The organism is Verrucomicrobiia bacterium (assembly GCA_035577545.1).
In the GTDB taxonomy this organism is placed as follows: domain Bacteria; phylum Verrucomicrobiota; class Verrucomicrobiia; order Palsa-1439; family Palsa-1439; genus Palsa-1439.
Genome location: DATLVI010000027.1, coordinates 41,057 through 59,154 on the forward strand (window position 1 = coordinate 41,057; position 18,098 = coordinate 59,154).

Here is an 18,098-nt window from a genome sequence, read left to right on the forward strand (position 1 = left end):
TCTAAGAGACTCTCATTGCCTTCTCACGGTCACGTCAATGAGGCCAACATCCGGGTCGGCCAGCTTCGCGAATGCCGCGCGACTCAGGTCGATTCGGCGGCCCGCTTGCAACAGGCGTTTCGCCGGGCCACGATCCGTGATTTCCACAACCACACTTCGGTTTTCATATATAACCACCACCTTCGTGCCGAGATCAAAAAACCACGACGCAGCGGTGAGGTTGTCCGGATTGAACCGTTGGCCATTGGCCATCGGCAGGCCGCGACTCTCTTCCCCATACCACGAAGCCCGGTCAGCCGCGTGACAGTTCAAACAAAGGACGATAAAGAACGCAATAAGTCCCGACCTTGCCGTCGTGAATAGCCTGCGCGACGTGACACCGAACGTTCGAACTTGATCTTCTGCTGGGCAACTCACATTCATCATGGCACCTCCTTGACGAAGCTGTTCTCCCTATCTGTCCAATCCGTTCCAAAGAACGTGGTGATAATAATCAGTTTGAAGTCGCAACGCCATCCGACCACACCCGAATGCAGCCTAGGTCAGAATCCTACCCGTACCCTTACCGCTACTAGCCAAGATTTACGGGGCTGGGCTGGCCGGTGCGCTCCAGCCAGTCGAGCAGCCGGCGAATGCTTCCCGTCGCCAGAGCCACACACGTATCAGCCGCACCGTAGTAGAGGTTTACGGTGTCGCCATCCGTCCCAATCGTAAAGCCACACGGGAAGACCACATTGCCGACGTCGCCCTCACGCTCGTAGGGTTCCTCGGGACCAAAGATCCACATGTCGCCCCGGCGGAGGCAGCGTTCGGGGGTTTCCCGGTCGAATAGTGCCAGCCCCAGCCGATACAAGGATCCGCTCGGCGTTTGACGCACGCCGTGATAGATCATGAGCCACCCCTTGGACGTCTCAATGGGGGGCGGCGAGAGGCCGATCTTGTTGGCGTCCCACCAGCCACCGCGCCGCGCTTGCAGGATCATTTTGTGGCTTCCCCAGTGGCGCAAATCGGGTGAGTACGAAATCCAGATATGCGCGCCGAACACGGTCATCGGCCTGTGAATCATCGCCCAGTAGCCGCCGATCTTGTGCGGCATCAACGCGGCGTCCTTGTCTTCGGGAGGCATGACGACGCCCAAACGTTCGAAGGTCTTGAAATCCTCGGTTAACGCCAGCGAAACCCCCGGCCCGCCGCGGGAATAAGACGTATAGGTAACGGCATACTTCTTCAATTCAGGCACGAACGTAATCCGCGGGTCTTCAACGCCCCAGATTTCCTCGGGATGCCGTTCCACGTCGGGGGCCAGTGTTGGTTGCGGGTCGATCTCCCAGGCGTCGATCCCGTTGCGCGAACGGGCCGCGCAGAGGTGTGAGTGACCACGACGATCCTCGACACGGCATAACAATAATGTTGTGCCATCCGCGAGGCGCGTCGCACCGGCATTGAAAACAGTGTTGATGGGATACGGCCAGTCCGCCGCCGTCAACAACGGGTTCCCGCGATGACGCTCAAACAGGGGTTCGTGCAATTGCCTCATGATGACTACCTCCATTGGTAGAATCCAGCGCCTGCTCCGAGAGCCGCAATTCCAGGAGTGACAATAGGAAAGACAGCGTTGATTCAGCGCCCTGGTTTTGGTTCAAGCGGTCGGGATGCAAACCATCCCGGCATCCGCCTGTTGATGGGTCGTAGAGCGGCAGGTGCAGGTCGTTGCGACCCAGAAACCAATCGAAAGCGCGTTCTGCTTCCCGGTGCCAGCGCTCCTCGCTCGTGACACGATAAGCTTCCAGGCCGGCCACGATCATGGCTTGGGCTTCAATGGGTTGCTGGTCGAAACGCGTTCGCTCGCCACCGCGGGAGTAAACTCCGCTTGAGCCGATCGGCGTGAAATGACCCGCCTCCGCGCGTTGAACGTCCGCCAGCCATCGGAGCGAATTCAGCCCGGTTTCAAGAATGCTCCTGTCTGGCATCGTCGAGCCGGCGGTGAGCATCGCGTGCGGAAGCACTGCGTTGCAATAGCTCAGGCTGTCTTCAAACCATGGCCAGTCGGCCGTCGCATGGATCTGGTACAAGTTAAGAAGCCGCTGCGCCAGCTCATCCCGCGCACCCTGCGCGGCACGGTCACCGGTGTAGCGCTTCAGGTATTCGTGGATGCCCAGCAGGGCAAATGCCCACGCCCGCGGGCTGCCGGTCTTCAGAATTGCCGGCAGCGCCAACTCGAACAAGCGGCTGGCCGTGCCACAGAGGCTTCGCTTACCGGACCGGCCCAGCACGGTCCCCAGCGCCCACAAGGCGCGCCCGTGGCTGTCTTCGGAACCGGAGTCCTCCAACCACTGGCGCTGGTACGAAAGAAAATTACGGAACCGCGACGTCTCCGCATTGAACGCGAACCAGAGAAAGGCCAAATAGATGGAAGCCAGGCCTCGGACGCGGTCCAGTTCACCTCCGCCAACTTCTTCCAGTAGGACCATCGCAATCAGCGCCCGTGCATTATCGTCCGTGCAGTAGCCGTCCGAAAACCGCGGCACGCTGAACACGGCGTGCTGCAAAATGCCGGTTGCGTCGGTCAACCGCCGCAGATGATCAAATCGCAACGGAGGCAAATCCGCGGACTGCTTGCCGAGCGCCCGCGCGCTGACGGCCGGACGTGGCGCGCGGGTTCGTTCCGATCGGGCGCGGAGAAAACTCTCCATATACACCCGTGCCACATTCGGCCAGGTCATCTCACGGCTAAAAAGATAGGCGCGTTTGCGCATGGCGTGACGCTCGGCTTCATCGTCCAGCAACTGCAATACGCCCGTCGCAATGGCCCGGGGATCGCCAAACGGCACCAGCAAGCCGCGACCATCGGCCAACAATTCCTCGGCATACCAGTACGGGGTGGAAACCACCGCTTTGCCGGCGCCCAGCGTGTAGGCAAGCGTGCCGGAAACAATTTGCTCCCGGTTGAGGTAGGGGGTGAGGTAAATGTCCGCGGCGCCGATGAATTCCACCAATTCCTCCAGGGTGACGAACCGGTTGTGGAACACGACATTCGCCTGCACGCCCCGTTCGCGGACCAGCCGCTGCAACATGAGCCGGTAAGCTTCTCCTTCACCGCGCAGCACGTGCGGATGGGTTGCGCCCAATACCATGAACAGCACCTGCGGGTGACTCGACAGAATCTCCGGCAGGGCCTCGATGACATTCTCGATGCCTTTGTTCGGCGATAGCAGGCCGAATGTCAGTAGCACCAGCTTGCCTTCGGCGTTGAAACGGTCCTTGTAGAAATTGGGATCGACGAATGCGACGTCGGGGATGCCGTGCGGGATGAGATCGATCTTTTCCGCCGGGATTGCGTACGTTTCCCGCAAGAATGACCTGCCGCGTTCGCTCATCACCACGAGACGGTCTGAAAGTTCGCTCAGTTCCTTCATCACCTTACGCTGTTGTGAATCAGGCTCGCGCAGCACCGTGTGGAGTGTCGTGACGACGGGCATGCGCAGTTCGCGCAACAATGCCAGGATATGGCTGCCCGCCGGGCCGCCAAAGATTCCGAATTCGTGCTGGAGGCAAACCAGATCGACGTTGGTGATGTTCAAGAAGTCAGCTGCCCGACGATAGGATTCCAGGTCCCGCTCGGCCATCTCGAAGCGCACGCGGGGTGGGTAGTCATATCCCTCTTCACGGTCGTTTACTGGCACCGCGAAGCACGACGTGTCGGGGTATTGGGCCGCCAGTGCTTCGCAGAGGTCGCTGGTAAATGTAGCAATTCCGCAGCGGCGCGGCAGGTAATCGCCGATAACAGCTACGCGACCCAGTGTTTCCTTACGCTCCGATTCCATCACACCTCCCGCAGTCAGAGGGAACCTGAAATACTATGCGCCCGTTGATCAGAAAAATCAAAGGGCGCATAGCCTTTCACATTGGCACCGGCCTGAAAGGACGACCTTCCCTGCCGTCGAAGCCAACATCTAAAACCCGAAGCTTACCCCGCCACGCACCAGGGTGTAATCCGGGGTCTTATCCGGGAAAACCTCGCGCGCATCGGCAAAGATCCCGAGGTTCCGGCTTAATTTGTATTCCAGACCGCCGCCGCCGTGCCATGTGAATTGCGGGATGTCCTTGAACTGCCGTCCTCCGCCGCCAAAGCCGTACAGCGCAAGCTTGGAGAACTGATCCGGCAATGGGAGGCGCAAAATGCCGCTACCATTGACGCGATAGGGCCATTTCCATTCCTCAATGTAGGTGTCCGCCCCGATACCCACATAACGCGTGAGGAAATAATCAAGCCCAAGTCCTCCCCCCCCTGCGTTGACACTGCTGCCCTCCCGGTTCCGGGTGGCATAGGTGCCAAAGGCGTCCAGTGTCAGTTGACGGGACGGAAAGGGTTCATAATCCGTAGTTACCCATTCCGTCTTGGTCACCCGGGTGGTCTCAGTCGTCTGCGTTGACTGGACCGTGCCATCATCCGCCACGGCGCACGTTTGCGCTGCGAAAGCACCCAGTACAACACCCGCTGCTATCCATTTTCTCGCGTTCATCTCAATGCCTCCTGGCTTGGTTGTTATTACTCACCGCATAACCCGTCTACTTCCTGACATTGCAACTGTATCCAGGGGAGTTTGAAAAGCTATGGGCTGAAGAACTGGTTATGACCTAGGAGTAAGCCCTAACTGCGAATGGAACCGGTTGGGGTACAACGAACACCACTGATGCCCACGGGCATCCTTAGGATGGAACCTCGCGCTCGACTGTCTCTACAGGCGGTTGGGGGTCAGAAGTTGCAGGCTGTTTGGCAGCCGGGAATGAGCAGGTAACAATGGCGCCGCCGTCAACATTATTGCGGACGTCCAGCGTTCCGCCAATCATTCGCGCGCGGTACTGCATAATGCGCAATCCCATTCCTTTTGGTTCATTGTCCCCCCCGGAGGGAAGACCAATCCCGTCGTCCATGACCGAAAGGACCTTATCCCCGTTGACCGCAGCCAAACGGATCGTGATTTGCTTCGCCCCAGCGTGTTTGACGGCGTTGTGCACAGCTTCCTGGGCTATTCGGAAAAGTTGAATGGCCGACGTGTCCTTGCAGTCAACACCGGAGGATTCATCCGGTTGCAGGACGCAACGCACGCCGAAGATCTGTTCGGTCGTGCGCGCTATTTCCTCCAGGGCGAAAAGAAGCCCATGCCGTTCCAGTTCGACGGGATAAAACCCCTTGGCGAGATGCCGCACTTGTTCGACGCTTGCCAGAATAAGCTTTTCCACCTTCTCTGCGTCCCGCGTGACCGGGGCCAATGCGCTCTCCAATTTCGTCTGCAGCGCGTTCATCATATAACTGATCCCCGCCAACTGCTGTCCGAGCCCGTCGTGCAATTCCTGGCCGAGCCGCAGTTGTTCACGCTCGATCGCGCGCGCCATTTCAGCTTCGAGCCGTTTGCGCTCCTCAATTTGGGCCTGGAGTTGTTTGTGCGCCGCGACCAACTCGAGGGTGCGCTCCTCGACCCGTGACTCCAGTTCCTGTCGCCAGGCTTTCAATTCGGTTTCCACCCGCTTGCGCTCGGTGATGTCCCTCGTGATTCTGGAGCCGCCGATTATCTTGCCAGCTGTGTCCCTGACCGGGGAGATCGTCACCGACACATCAATCCGTCTTCCATCCTTGGTTATGTGGACCGCTTCATGACGGTGGATTCTCTCACCACGTCCCAGTTTGGCCAAAATCCGGGGTTCTTCATCGCGATGACCCGGGGGGATCAAGATGGAGACCGATTTGCCGATAGCCTCTTCCGCGATGTATCCGTAAAGTTTTTCCGCAGCGGCGTTCCAACTTGTGATGATTCCGCTCAAGTTCTTTCCGAGGATGGCGTCGTCGGAGGATTCAACGATGGCTGCCAGACGCGCCTGCGCCTCCTCCGCTTGTTTCCGCTCGGTAATGTCCACGTTCACCCCCAGGATGCGGAGTGGCTGCCCGTGGGAGTCCTGGAAGACCCGCGCCCGCGAGAAAAGCCAGTGCACACTGCCATCCGGCCATACGACCCGAAAATCCTGCGAGAACTCTCCCTCGTTGAGCGCCCGATTCATTTCTTCATCAACACGGGTCCAATCCTCCGGGTGGATGCGCTTGTGCCAGCCTTCGTATGTCCCCTCAAAATCGCCGGGCTGCAACCCGTAGAGGGCTTCGATTTCAGGCGACCAGTAATTCTTCTCCGTAACGTTGTTGTAGTCGAAAATCCCCCACCGGGTTGCCTGTTGTGCGATCTGGGTTCGCTCCTGGCTCTCACGCAGGGCGTCCTCGGCCACCCGACGCTCGGAAATGGCGGCGCCCAGCACAAGGTTGGTCACGGTGAGCGTGCTGATGTATATCTGCAGCATGACCAGCGAGTCGTTGGCATCTCCGGAAGCGAAGGGGCCGAAACCGCGTAATGTCCCCCAAATTGCAATGCCCGAGATGGCGACGGCGGTGGTGATCGCCCCCCGTTGACCGAAACGGTACGCCGCCCACAGCACGGCGGGGTACAACAAAAACCGTGGATATCGGTTCACGGATGCGGCCAACGGCTCGCCGAATCCGATTACACTGATGGCGACTGCGACGCCGAATACCAGCGCCGCTTCGGAGATTCGTTGGTAGTCCCACTGGCGAACCGGGGTTTTGCTCCAAACGATAATCAACGGGGTAAGAGTCAGGGCGCTAACAGCATCGCCGAGCCACCATGTGGTCCAGATGGCCGCATAATTCTCCCATCGAGCAAACCCACCCAGCGCCAGGCTCGTCACGCCAATCGTGGCGCTCACCATCGTGCTCAGGCCGGCGGCGAACAAGACGAATTGGAAAATGCCACGAGCCCGGTCAAACGCATGCCATCCACCCGCAAAACGCTGAACGAACCAGACCCCCAACAAAACTTCCAGCGTGTTCCCGCCCGCAATGCAGATCGTGGTCGCGATGGAGCCCGCGGTCGTTATATTGACCAGGAAAGCCCCGAGCCAGATGCCGGGCCAAACGCGGTACCCGAGCAGCAAAACAGCCGCGAGAGCGATCCCGGTCGGAGGCCAAACCGCTGTCGCGCTTTGGTTGAGGAACGCGAGCTTGAGGCCAAGTTTTCCCGCGACAAAATAGACGAGGGCCAGCGCCGTGATTTTCGCGAGGTCAGAAACGACCCCACGGCTCACGCCCCAGAAAGGGGGTGCGGCACCGACGCGTTTGGCGTCTTCGTCCATAATCTCGAACCACCCGCGCAGACAATCATGTCCGAGTCGGGGTTGTCGATATAATTACCCCATAAAAGCATGGACGTCGACGTTGTCGCAATCGTTCACCTGCTAATTGTACCCTAGGAAAAGCTCCTAGCCTGCAATTGAGGATAGTTGTCCCTCGAGTACCAGCCCACCCGTTCAGGCGGTAACGGATCTTCACGCAGCCCGCCAGCTTTGAGCGTTTCCGTGATAATCAGGCGAACCTGGCTGCGAAATGCTTTTTACAACCTGGCCCGTAAGAGTCTCGTCGTCGTGGCACGCGAGATCCGCCTGGGAAACAATCCCGCAAAGATCACCGTTCTCATCGATGACGGGAAGCCGTCGCACCTGGTGTTCTTCCATGAGCCGGCGGCACTCGTCCACGCTCATATCCTGCACGACAGTTATACAAGGTGCAGACAGGCAGGCAGACACCTTGATTGCGAGGGGATTCAGCCCCTTGGCGATTGTTCGGCACACGATGTCGCGGTCGGTAACGACCCCGATTGGCTTCCTTGTTCCATATTCGCAAACGGGGATCTGTCCACAATCCTCGGCGACCATCATTGCCGCAATCTCCTGCAAGCTGGCATCCGGAGCGCAATAGGAAGGCCCCACAGTCATGATTTCACTGACATTCATTAACTACCTCTCATGGTTTCGACGGTTTCCGTTGTGCAACGGCCATTTTCGGCACCTCCGCGTCATTGCGCCCGCATGGCATGCCTCAAGAATAACCCATCTCTTTTCCGCCGGGAATCAGTCGCGTTCTGAATCCGGCCTCGGAAAATGGATAAGATGCAACCCAGCCGATTCCGTATGTCTTTCGCCATTACTCGGGGAATTTCCTAGGAAAAGACCAGTGCCTCCGCCGATTGAACCGTAAACGATCCATCGTAAATTTTGTGAAGAAAGAAAGGATGGAACCATCATGAGGAGGACAAGATGTAGTTATTGGTTGGGAGCCGGCCTTGGCGCGGCTGCCTTGCTGCTGGTCGCGACGGCATGGGCTGATAACGATCCAAATTCCGGGGCCAGCACCCCGGCCCAACCCGGCCAGTCGGACACAGGCAAAGATCAACGCGAGCAGCGACTCACCGGCCGCATCACGGCCATTGATACCGCGGCCCAAACCGTGACCGTGAAGGGCACGCTGATGAGCAAGGTCATCAAGGTGGGTTCCGACGCGCAGATTGCCGTCGAGGGCAATACGTCAGCCGCATTGAGCGACCTGAAAGTCGGCGACCGCGTTGAGTTGAGTTATCGAGCGGAAGGCGACACGCTAACCGCATTGCGCATCACTCGCACAAGCTCGGGATCCAAAGAGTCCAGCGGGGCCCCGTCTGGCTCGTACTAGGGAAGGTCGACGATTGGATCATCTTGATCCGAAGCCCGAATAGCTTGCAGTGCAAAGTGGGGGATACTGGGTGTCAGTGTCCCCTGACCAGGCGAATGGCGAAAGGAGCTATCGCATGAACATGAATCGAGTGTGGACAATAGTTGCAATCGGCGTCGCGCTTAATTTGACCGCAGGTACCGGACGCGGGGATACCGGCGAACAACCACCGGAAAAACCAAAAGCCGAGACCTTCGCTGGCACCATACGAGCGCTGGACGCTGAAAAAAGGGTGATGACGGTGGAAGCCACGCCCTTGAGCAAGACCTTCGGGATCGCTTCAGACTGCGAGGTCATGACCAAGGACAAACCAAAAGCCTCCGTGGAAGACCTGAAAGTAGGAAGCGTTGTGCACGTCTCTTATGAAGCGGCCAACGGCATCCTCGTGGCCCACCGCATCGAGCAACAGGGTCCGCCGCAAGAGACGGACAAGACAACCGCTTTCACCCGCTATCGTCTCCGGTACGTGGTCTTCGAAAAATTACGGTAACCGAACCATCGCTTTTGGGCGCAAGGTGGTTGTGACGGACGATCTGTCCGTCATTTTACGGACGCTGTGGCCGCCCAATGCACGGCATGACGGACCAACTCAGCGGCATTCTTAAGACCCAGCTTCGCGCGGATGTTCTGCTGGTAGCAGGAAACCGTTTTCTTGCTGAGGTGCAGCAGCTCGGCAATTTCACTGGTGCCGTGGCCTTCGCTTACCAACTCGAAGACCTCCAGCTCACGATCACTGAGCGACTCAATCAGCGGCCGTTTGGCGGGTTCGCCGTGCTTGGCGAATGAGCCCATGACCCGCGAGGTCATTTGCTCGCTAAGGTGGATCCCGCCAGTCAGGACTTTGCGCAGGGCTTCGATGACCATTTTCATCGACTCCTGTTTCATGACATAACCGCGCGCGCCGGCGTGAAGTACCCGCTCGGCATAAAGTGTCTCGTCATGCATCGAAAGCGCCAGGACGGGGATTTTTCCAGAATAGCGGGCGCGGATGTCCTTGATTAACTCCATGCCGTTGCTGTTGTGCAGGCTGATGTCGACGAGCACGGCATCGGGCGCCAGGCGAGCAATTTCGGCCATGGCCCTGGGGGCACTCTCGGCCTCCCCGCAAACCACCAGATCATCCGTCTGGTTGATCGCGTTGCTCAGGCCCTCACGGATGGCCGGATGATCGTCCACCAACAGAACCCCCCTCCGTTTGGCCACGGGTTTTTTCTGCGGCTCGGACACCTGTGCCTTCTTCATAACAAGCCCTCCACTTAAACACATTCCCAACTCGACCCGCACAATCCGTTGCAGGTCAGGGATAGTAGCTCAGTTCAACCATTGAATAAAGAAAAAAACGCCGAGCCTGCTCTAGGAACTATTCCTATGATCCACAGCCTACCCTCACCGGCTTACTACCAGCGCAAGAGTTCCGCAATCTATTACACGGAACCCAGGCTTATAAGGATTCCTTCCTAGAGTGAAACCGTATCCTCGTCCGATTGCGAGACTTGGGGCATGTGTGTTACACAAATCGGAGAATTGGAAGGACTGGCGAATGTCCAGAAAAACACAAGCGAGGGGGACAGTTGGCGGAACGCATCGTCATCTCTCGCAGGGGAAACCTATGACACAAGGGATATCGAGTGGGGAATAACGCGGTGAAAAGAGGAGGGTGGTATGTCTATTCTACGTCGAGAGATTGAACTGACAGTCCAACTGGGCGAGGAGCCGACAGAGATGAGGACCATGGGAATCGTCTCCTGGCTTCCCGACATTGAAGTGCTGGCGATGCGTTCTTATTGCGGCCCCTCTGGGCTCGTGCTGCTTTTAATAACCACGGACCCCTGCAAGGCGTCTGATGTCCTGCAGGCGGCCGGATTCCGATGCAAGAGCAATCCGGTGATATTGGTGGGTCCGCTCTGCAGGTCCGGACTGGCGGCCTCGGTTGGGACGGAACTGGCCAACCTGGGAATCGATGTTTTGTACTCCTATGTTTCGCGTGCCAAAGCTGGCTATCAGTATCTGGTCTTAAGAACAACGGAGGACGACCGGGCGGTGCAGGCGCTGGAGGCCAGCGCCGGCATCCGTGATGCGGCGCAATGGAAATCCCGGCAGGATCGGAACGTGGTTTCCGAAAGCGAATCGAGCTTGCAAGAGACAGCGGCGTAACATTCCTCCGCCGACCCCAGGGCGGCGCGGGAAGAGTCCATGGTCGCGATCTCTTCGTGCGCGGCAGGATGTGCTTTTGGTGACGAATATATATCGAGTGGCTCGTGGTCGGGGCAAGGTTCGCCGCCCCGCCGAACGACCCTGCCCGCCCACCTCCCCCTCAACGACCACCCGCGCCTCTTTTGATTTGTGTAAAGCACGCCCACAACCTATGCTTCTTTTAGGCTCCCAATCCGAGGGTCTGGTCCGATGTAGGGCAGGCGCGGGTATGGCAAGAAATCGAAGACGAACCAAGAGCAGGACGTTTCCCATCGTCGGCGTCGGCGCATCGGCGGGCGGGCTGGAAGCCTTTCGTCAGATGCTGGAGAAGCTGCCGCTCAACACGGGTATGGGCTTCGTGTTCGTGCAGCACCTCGATCCCACGCATGCGAGCCAACTGGCGGAACTGTTGTCGCGCGCGACCCGGTTGCCGGTTTTCGAGGCGCGCAATCGGATGGCGGTGAAGCCCAACCATGTCTATGTCATCCCGCCCAACAAGAGCATCGCCATGGCCGGCCGCGTGTTGAAGTTGACTCCGCGCGCCAAGGGGCAGACCCACAATATGCCCGTCGATGCTTTCCTGCGGTCGCTGGCCAAGGAATGTGGACGGAGCTGCATCGGCGTGATTCTGTCCGGCACGGCCACGGATGGAGCGGAGGGAATGAAAGCGATCCGGGCCGAGGGTGGCATCACGTTTGCGCAGGATGAGAAGTCGGCGAAATACGATGGGATGCCGCGCGCCGCAGTGGCGACGGGTTGCGTGGATTTCGTGGCATCACCGCTGGCCATTGCGAATGAGTTGGTGCGAATCAGCCGCCATCCTTACATCAATCACCCCCACCCCGTGAAGGCGGTTGTGGCGGGAGAGGATATGAGCAATGAACTGAACCACATCTTCCGTTTGTTGCGGTCCGTCGCGGGAGTGGATTTCACCCATTACAAACCGAACACGATCCGGCGGCGCATCCTGCGGCGCATGGCGGTGCATCGACTACACAAGCTGGAGCAATACGCCACGTACCTCGATCATCATCCGGAAGAAGTGGAAACCCTGTATGAGGATTTGCTCATCAGTGTAACGGGGTTTTTCCGCGACGCCGGCGCCTTTAACATGCTGAAGAAAAAAGTCTTCCCAAACATCATCAACGGACGGCGCAACAGTGATGCGATCCGTATCTGGGTGCCGGGCTGTTCGACGGGTGAGGAGGTCTATTCCCTGGCAATTTTGCTGCTGGAATACCTCGGTGACCGGGCCGGCAATATACCGATCCAGATTTTTGCCACGGACATCAGCGAGCGGGCGCTGGCTAAGGCGCGATCCGGCCTCTTCCCGGAGAATATCGTCACCGAGGTGTCATACCCGAGGCTACGTCGCTACTTCGCCAGGGTGCCGGGCGGCTACCAAATCAGCAAGGTTGTTCGGGAGCTGTGCATCCTGGCGAAACAAAACGTCGCCAAGGACCCGCCTTTTTCGAACCTCGACCTCATCAGTTGCCGCAACGTGTTGATTTACCTCAACCCGCTGCTACAGAAGCGGGTGATCCCGACTTTTCATTATGCGCTCAGACCGAATGGATTCCTCTTCCTGGGTGGGTCCGAGACGACCACCGGCTTCGAGCAACTCTTTGGGCCCGTGGATCGAAAGCACCGGATCTACGTGAAGCGCGCCACGGCGACGCGGCCGGTGGTCGACTTTTCGCCAGGCGATTATCCTGTCAGCGAGGCGGCAACGCCTCGCAAGCCGGCCATTGAAGTGGGGACGGTTGACATACAGCGGGAGGCAGATCGGATTTTGCTGGGTCGCTTTGCGCCGGCCACCGTGCTGATCAACGGAGACATGGAGATCCTGCAATTTCGCGGTCACACGGGTTTGTATCTGGAGCCGGCGCCAGGTTCGGCCAGCCTCAACCTGTTGAAGATGGCGCGCGAAGGGCTGTTCATGGAATTGCGCACCGCTGTTCACAAGGCGCGGAGGCGGGGCGTATCGATTCGGCGCGAAGGGTTGCGCGTCAAATCAAATGGAGGCTCACGCGACGTCAATATTGAAGTGGTGCCGATCAAATCCAACGGTACACGGGAACGGTATTTCCTCGTTCTCTTTGAAGACGGTGACGGTCATCGTCCGCCTGAAGAGGTTGTTACCGGGGTGCGTACTGGGAGAGCGGAGAAGTTGGAGAAGACGACCGTGCGGTTGGAGCAGGAACTAACGGCCACCAAGGAACATATGCAATCGGCGGTCGAAGAATTGGAGGACGCCAACGAGGAACTCAAGGCCGCTAACGAGGAAATCCAGTCGAGCAACGAAGAATTGCAATCGACGAATGAGGAACTGGAGACGGCCAAGGAAGAGTTGCAAAGCACCAACGAAGAGCTGACCACCGTCAATGAGGAGCTGCAGAATCGCAATACTGAATTGGGCCAGAGTAACAACGATCTGATCAATTTACTCACAAGCGTCAACCTGCCGATTCTCATGCTTGGTCCCGATTTACGGGTGCGGCGGATTACGCCGGCCGCGGAGAAAGTGTTGCATGTGGTGCCCACGGATATCGGTCGATTGGTGACGGATTTGCGGCTGCCCATCGATGTGCCGTACCTGGGGCGGATGATTGCCGAGTCGATTGACTCGCTCAGCGTGAAGACCCGCGAGGTGCAGGATCGCGACGGTCACTGGTATCTGTTGCGCATTCGGCCGTACCGGACGACCGAGAACAAGATCGATGGCGCGGTGATCAAGTTGCTGGACATCGACCCGCTCAAGCGCAGTCTCCAGGAGGCCGAGGCGGCCCGCGATTTTGCGAATGCCATCGTGGAAACCGTTCGTGAACCGTTGGTGGTGCTCAATCAGCGCCTGCGCGTCCAGGCGTCGAACCGGGCCTTCCATCGGCTTTTTCACGTTACCAAGGAAGAAACCGAGGGGAAGTTTATCTATGATCTCGGTGGCAAACAATGGAACATCGCGTCGTTGCGGGAACTCCTGGAAGACATTCTGCCCAGGAACTTGCACTTCACGGACTTCGAGGTGGACCACGTGTTCCCGAAGATCGGGCGGCGGATTATGCTATTGAACGCGCGCCGCCTGCAGCGGGACAGGGAAGACACACACATGATTCTGCTGGCGATCGAAGACGTCACGGAACGCAAAAGGCTGGAGAAGGCGGTGCTGGATATCAGTGAAACCGAACAGCAACGCATCGGGCGCGATTTGCACGACGGCCTGGGACAACATCTCACGGGCATCGGTTTCATGAGTGAATCGTTGGAAGATCGCCTGGCAGCCAACGCGCTGCCCGAGGCAGCGGCGCTGGCGGCCAAAGTCACCAGCCGCATCAAAGAAGCCGTCACACAAACGCGCGATTTGGCCAAGGGGTTGTTCCCCGTCGAATTGAAGACCCAGGGCATCGTCCCCGCGCTACAGAAGTTGGCGTTGAACACCGAGAGATTATTTCAGATCACCTGCGACTGCAAAGGCGAGATGTCTCTGCAGATTCGCAACGAGAGTGTATCGCGCCATCTCTACCGCATTGCCCAGGAAGCCGTATTTAATGCGGTGAAACACAGCCAGGGGAAACACATCCATATCCACTTAACCGGGGAAGGCGATCGCGTTACCTTGACGATCAAGGACGACGGCGTCGGCATCAACCGCCGGAAGGTGGATGATGCCGACATGGGGCTGCACATCATGCGGTATCGTGCCAGCGTAATCGGTGGCAAACTGGATATCCGCCGTGGCCCGCACGGCGGCACTATCGTGACGTGCGTTGTCGAAGATGCCGATGGGGGGGGGGGAGGAGGGGATGAAAAGTCAAACCAAGCCAACAGAGAAAGCCGGAAAGCGGCGGGTACTCATCGTCGATGACCACGCGGTGTTGCGCGAGGGTCTGGCACTGGTGATCAATGTCCAGCCCGACCTGCTCGTGTGCGGCGAGGCCGCCACTGTGGCCGGCGGGCTGCAAGCCGTGACCGCAACGCAGCCGGATATCGCGCTCGTCGATCTTTCATTGACAGGCGGTAGCGGACTCGAGCTCGTCAAGGACCTCAAGGCGTCGCACCCCAACCTACTCACACTGGTATTGTCGCTGCACGATGAGGCGCTCTATGCCGAGCGGGTGCTGCGCGCCGGCGCCAGGGGCTACATTATGAAACGGTCTTCGACCCCCGAGCTCCTGGCGGCAATCCGTAAGGTCCTCGATGGCGAAATCTACCTGAGCGAAAGGATGGGGTCCCTGGTCGTCCGCCAGGCGCTCGGGGACCCGGAATCGGCAACCAGCGGCGATCCGCTGGAACAGCTCAGCGATCGGGAATTGGAAGTGTTCCAGCTTCTCGGCGAGGGACACGGTACGCGCGAGATTGCGCAACAACTCGGATTGAGCATGAAAACGGTTTCGTGTTACCGGCAAAACATCCAGGCCAAGCTGCAACTGAAAGATTCCGCCGGACTGGTACAGCGCGCCGTCCATTGGGCAGCGAACCTGCGCGCACGCTGATGCCTGGCGCGCCCTGCGCCGGGTGGAATAGGTTCTTTCCCCAGAGTGGATTAGGAATTTTCACCCATTGAGGATCCACGTATGTGCCATACATTTTTATAGTGGAAGGGAGTTTATTATGAAGAAGCTCTTGGGATTTGCGATAGCGGTCGCGGGTGTGATCGCCGCCAGTGTGGCAGTCAGCGGGTTCGGACAGGATCCGGCACCGTCAGGGAAACTCTTCATCTACAGCGGTATCCTGCGCTCCATGGACCGACAGGCGCGCACGATCACGGTGGAAGCTTCAGCCGTCAGCCAGAAGTTTGTCGTTCCCACGGATACTGAAATCATCGTCAAGGACAACAAACCGAAAGCCGATCTTTCCGACCTGATGGTCGGCGACAGCATTCAAGTGCGGTACACTGAAGACGACGGGACATTCGTCGCACACCAAATCTCGGTCCTGGGAGTGAAATCCCCGTAACGGTGCTTCCAATCACGGTTACGCTGCATTGAGAACCGGGCCGACTTCCGCCAAGGCCCTCCTAGTAGCGGGTTCGCGCCAGTTCTTGGTGGCCGAGAGGCCGTGGATCAGGGCTTCCACTTCCAGGATATAGATGGCGCGGATGTCGTCCGTGGTTTTGAAAACCACATAGGTCAATTCGTGGTCGGAGCGGAACAAATACGTGTAAAGAACGTTGACGCCCGCACTGGCCAGCTTGCTACTGAGCACCGCCGGCAGCCCCGGTTTATCCGGCGCTTCGACCAGCACAATCGGATTTGATTTGCAGTCGAACCCCGCCGCCTGGAGGGCGTCCGTTGTGCGGATGGCGTCTTCGGTGACGAGTTTCACCACCGTCTCCCTCCCGTCCCAATAGGAGCTTGCAGCCAGTACTTCCGCCCCGCAGGAAACGGTAATGGCCATTAGTTTGCCCAATAACGCCGGTTGGTTGATCGTGCGAACAGTAATCTCAATTTGTAGGGTGGCGCCTATCATGTCGTCTCCTTTTCTCTCCCTCAGTTGTTCAGTCGCCTGAACGATTTGCGCTCACTTTACGGCAGCGCGGAGATTTCGCGCAATGGGTGGCGGGCTGATATCGGGTAAGGAAACCATCCACAAGTCGACTAGGAAGTTTTCCAGTGCCGCTGCCAATGCGAAAAATCCGAATCTTGTCCAACGCAGGATCACGGCGTTCACGGAATGGGATTATAAGCGGCTCCGTCATTGTCATTCGCTGAACCGCTCAGTCAATTCTTCCTGTGGTTGGCTGTTGATCCACTTCACCTGCGGCAACCAACTCCTGTTGAGAATCCACCGGCCGCGCCCCCCACAGATTCATTGCTTCGAGTACGGTGACCGCCCGTGAACTGTCGGTGGCTTTCAAAACCAGTACGTTCCCATCGCCAGGTGAACAACAGGCATAGGCGTCCAGCATCTCGATCCCATTGGCCCGAAGCTCGGAGCCCAAGCGGACGGCTGACAGGCAGCGATGTTTCTCCTCCACAACGACCACCCGGTTCGTTTCACACTCGAACCCAGCCAATCGCAAAGCCTCGACGATTTCACTGTCTTTTTCTGTCACGAGCAGGACCGCCGCATACCGGTGGTCACTGTAGAAACGCCAGGCATCGACGCTGGGAGACTGCACGGCCAAAACTGCGAAGAGTTTTGCCAGCACGCCCAGATCGTTGGCTACATGCAACATCACTTCGCTTCGTTCTTGAATCTCTTGCACGTGATTTCCCCCTTCCGTAGTTTTGCAACTGCCGTTTGATAAACATTCATTACGCCTCCGAGCGTATTCTTTCCCCTCTCGGCGCACAATCAGCAGAGGCCTAATTTCCATCTAGGAACTTCTCCCATGCGACCGTAACCCCTGAAGTCAGAGCCTGAAAGGATCCGGTGAACCGGGTCCAATACACTTGTGCTTATTCAATCGGCCTTTATCAGCGGACTATTTGTGTCTCTCTTGCCAGTCTTTAATTCCTTGCGGGCTTTTTCCGCCAAATCCTCGTAACGCTTCTTGATGCGGTCCAGGTCTTCCTGGCCCAACTCCTCCAGGTCCAGCAAAGCATTGTGGGCTTTACTGGTGCGGATCAGTTCATCCAATTTCACTTGAATGGCGTCGCTGTCGCGGTTTTGGGTGTTTTGGATGAGGAATACCATGAGGAAAGTCACGATCGTCGTGCCGGTATTGATGATCAATTGCCAGGTGTCGCTGAAATGAAACACGGGGCCAAGCGTTGCCCAGAGAACGATAACCAGGATTGCGGCGACAAATGTATGGGGTTGGCCCATCGCTCGCGACGCGCGCCTGGCGATTCGGCTGAAAAGGTCGCTGGTCTTTGTCGTTGATCCTCTCACCGCGAGGAATCTCCTCAAGGCTCGGACACATACTATTTGGATAACCCGGGTTTCACCCCGGATAGAAACCGGCTGCTTTCCCAATTGAGTGAACCGCACCTTTTGTCCGCGTAAAACGGGAGAGTGGCATCGGCGGGAACTCCATTTCTCGACTCGGCAACGGTCGTGGAGAAGCCGGGAGGTGAGGTTCCCGGATTATTGTGGGGTAGGAACGCATTGCCGGGGTCAAGTGCAGGGAGAACTGCCGCCGATGCCACTGCGAGAGGAGCAGTCTGGCACGAGGAGTTGGAGGCGTTGCCGCCACCCTGCTATCGCGGTGCTCCAGGGTTGCCCAGTTGTTACACCCCCGCCCCCAACACACCACGTAGCGAACCTCCCCACGCCAGACTGGCTTAATTGTCTCGTCGCAAGGGACACTGCTCGAAAATGTTTCTATCTGATTCCTCGGCGCCATCCGAACCCT

At 58.1% G+C, this 18,098-nt stretch carries 16 protein-coding genes; 6 read left to right on the forward strand and 10 right to left on the reverse strand.

Going from position 1 to position 18,098, the window contains the following annotated elements:
- Positions 1 to 12: 12 nt before the first annotated feature.
- The 6 genes from VNL17_09425 to VNL17_09450 form a co-directional block, all read right to left on the reverse strand.
- A complete protein-coding gene (locus tag VNL17_09425) occupies positions 13 to 426 on the reverse strand; it encodes a septal ring lytic transglycosylase RlpA family protein (GenBank protein ID HXI84293.1) in 414 nt (137 codons plus the stop codon).
- Between the two features lie 145 nt (positions 427 to 571).
- Entirely contained in the window at positions 572 to 1,537 is a 966-nt protein-coding gene (locus VNL17_09430; GenBank protein HXI84294.1) for a glycosidase, read from the reverse strand.
- Complete coding sequence (locus tag VNL17_09435) at positions 1,509 to 3,824, reverse strand: glycosyltransferase family 4 protein (GenBank protein HXI84295.1); 2,316 nt, start codon at positions 3,822 to 3,824, stop codon at positions 1,509 to 1,511. The genes VNL17_09430 and VNL17_09435 overlap by 29 nt, the downstream gene beginning before the upstream one ends.
- A gap of 129 nt (positions 3,825 to 3,953) precedes the next feature.
- A complete protein-coding gene (locus VNL17_09440) occupies positions 3,954 to 4,523 on the reverse strand; it encodes a hypothetical protein (protein HXI84296.1) in 570 nt (189 codons plus the stop codon).
- A gap of 187 nt (positions 4,524 to 4,710) precedes the next feature.
- A complete protein-coding gene (locus tag VNL17_09445; GenBank protein ID HXI84297.1) occupies positions 4,711 to 7,197 on the reverse strand; it encodes an MASE1 domain-containing protein in 2,487 nt (828 codons plus the stop codon).
- A gap of 192 nt (positions 7,198 to 7,389) precedes the next feature.
- Entirely contained in the window at positions 7,390 to 7,854 is a 465-nt protein-coding gene (locus VNL17_09450) for a CBS domain-containing protein (protein HXI84298.1), read from the reverse strand.
- 289 nt (positions 7,855 to 8,143) lie between these two features.
- Between VNL17_09450 and VNL17_09455 the strand changes: the two genes are divergently transcribed.
- Together VNL17_09455 and VNL17_09460 are read left to right on the forward strand one after the other, a co-directional pair.
- Positions 8,144 to 8,569 (forward strand): DUF5666 domain-containing protein, encoded by a 426-nt coding sequence (locus VNL17_09455; protein ID HXI84299.1) that lies wholly within the window; start codon positions 8,144 to 8,146, stop codon positions 8,567 to 8,569.
- Positions 8,570 to 8,684: 115 nt separating this feature from the next.
- The gene (locus VNL17_09460; GenBank protein HXI84300.1) at positions 8,685 to 9,098 is read left to right on the forward strand and encodes a hypothetical protein; all 414 of its coding nucleotides are present in this window, start codon (positions 8,685 to 8,687) and stop codon (positions 9,096 to 9,098) included.
- Positions 9,099 to 9,148: 50 nt separating this feature from the next.
- Here the strand turns inward: VNL17_09460 and VNL17_09465 are convergent, their stop codons facing one another.
- Positions 9,149 to 9,850: a response regulator transcription factor gene (locus VNL17_09465; protein ID HXI84301.1), complete on the reverse strand. Its 702-nt coding sequence runs from the start codon at positions 9,848 to 9,850 to the stop codon at positions 9,149 to 9,151.
- 420 nt (positions 9,851 to 10,270) lie between these two features.
- On the opposite strand from VNL17_09465, the gene VNL17_09470 reads away from it, so the two are divergent.
- From VNL17_09470 to VNL17_09485, 4 genes are all read left to right on the forward strand, one after another.
- Positions 10,271 to 10,762, forward strand: coding sequence for a hypothetical protein (locus VNL17_09470; GenBank protein ID HXI84302.1), 492 nt, complete (start codon positions 10,271 to 10,273; stop codon positions 10,760 to 10,762).
- A gap of 268 nt (positions 10,763 to 11,030) precedes the next feature.
- Positions 11,031 to 14,663 carry a chemotaxis protein CheB gene (locus VNL17_09475; protein ID HXI84303.1) on the forward strand — a complete coding sequence of 1,211 codons (3,633 nt, stop codon included), beginning with the start codon at positions 11,031 to 11,033 and terminating at the stop codon, positions 14,661 to 14,663.
- Positions 14,602 to 15,291 (forward strand): response regulator transcription factor, encoded by a 690-nt coding sequence (locus VNL17_09480; GenBank protein HXI84304.1) that lies wholly within the window; start codon positions 14,602 to 14,604, stop codon positions 15,289 to 15,291. Before VNL17_09475 ends, VNL17_09480 begins: the two co-directional genes overlap by 62 nt.
- A 118-nt stretch (positions 15,292 to 15,409) precedes the next feature.
- Positions 15,410 to 15,754, forward strand: coding sequence for a DUF5666 domain-containing protein (locus tag VNL17_09485; GenBank protein ID HXI84305.1), 345 nt, complete (start codon positions 15,410 to 15,412; stop codon positions 15,752 to 15,754).
- Between the two features lie 18 nt (positions 15,755 to 15,772).
- Here the strand turns inward: VNL17_09485 and VNL17_09490 are convergent, their stop codons facing one another.
- The 3 genes from VNL17_09490 to VNL17_09500 form a co-directional block, all read right to left on the reverse strand.
- Positions 15,773 to 16,267 (reverse strand): hypothetical protein, encoded by a 495-nt coding sequence (locus tag VNL17_09490; GenBank protein ID HXI84306.1) that lies wholly within the window; start codon positions 16,265 to 16,267, stop codon positions 15,773 to 15,775.
- A gap of 247 nt (positions 16,268 to 16,514) precedes the next feature.
- Positions 16,515 to 17,006 carry a hypothetical protein gene (locus VNL17_09495; GenBank protein ID HXI84307.1) on the reverse strand — a complete coding sequence of 164 codons (492 nt, stop codon included), beginning with the start codon at positions 17,004 to 17,006 and terminating at the stop codon, positions 16,515 to 16,517.
- 197 nt (positions 17,007 to 17,203) lie between these two features.
- Positions 17,204 to 17,635 (reverse strand): low affinity iron permease family protein, encoded by a 432-nt coding sequence (locus tag VNL17_09500; protein ID HXI84308.1) that lies wholly within the window; start codon positions 17,633 to 17,635, stop codon positions 17,204 to 17,206.
- Positions 17,636 to 18,098 lie beyond the last annotated feature (463 nt).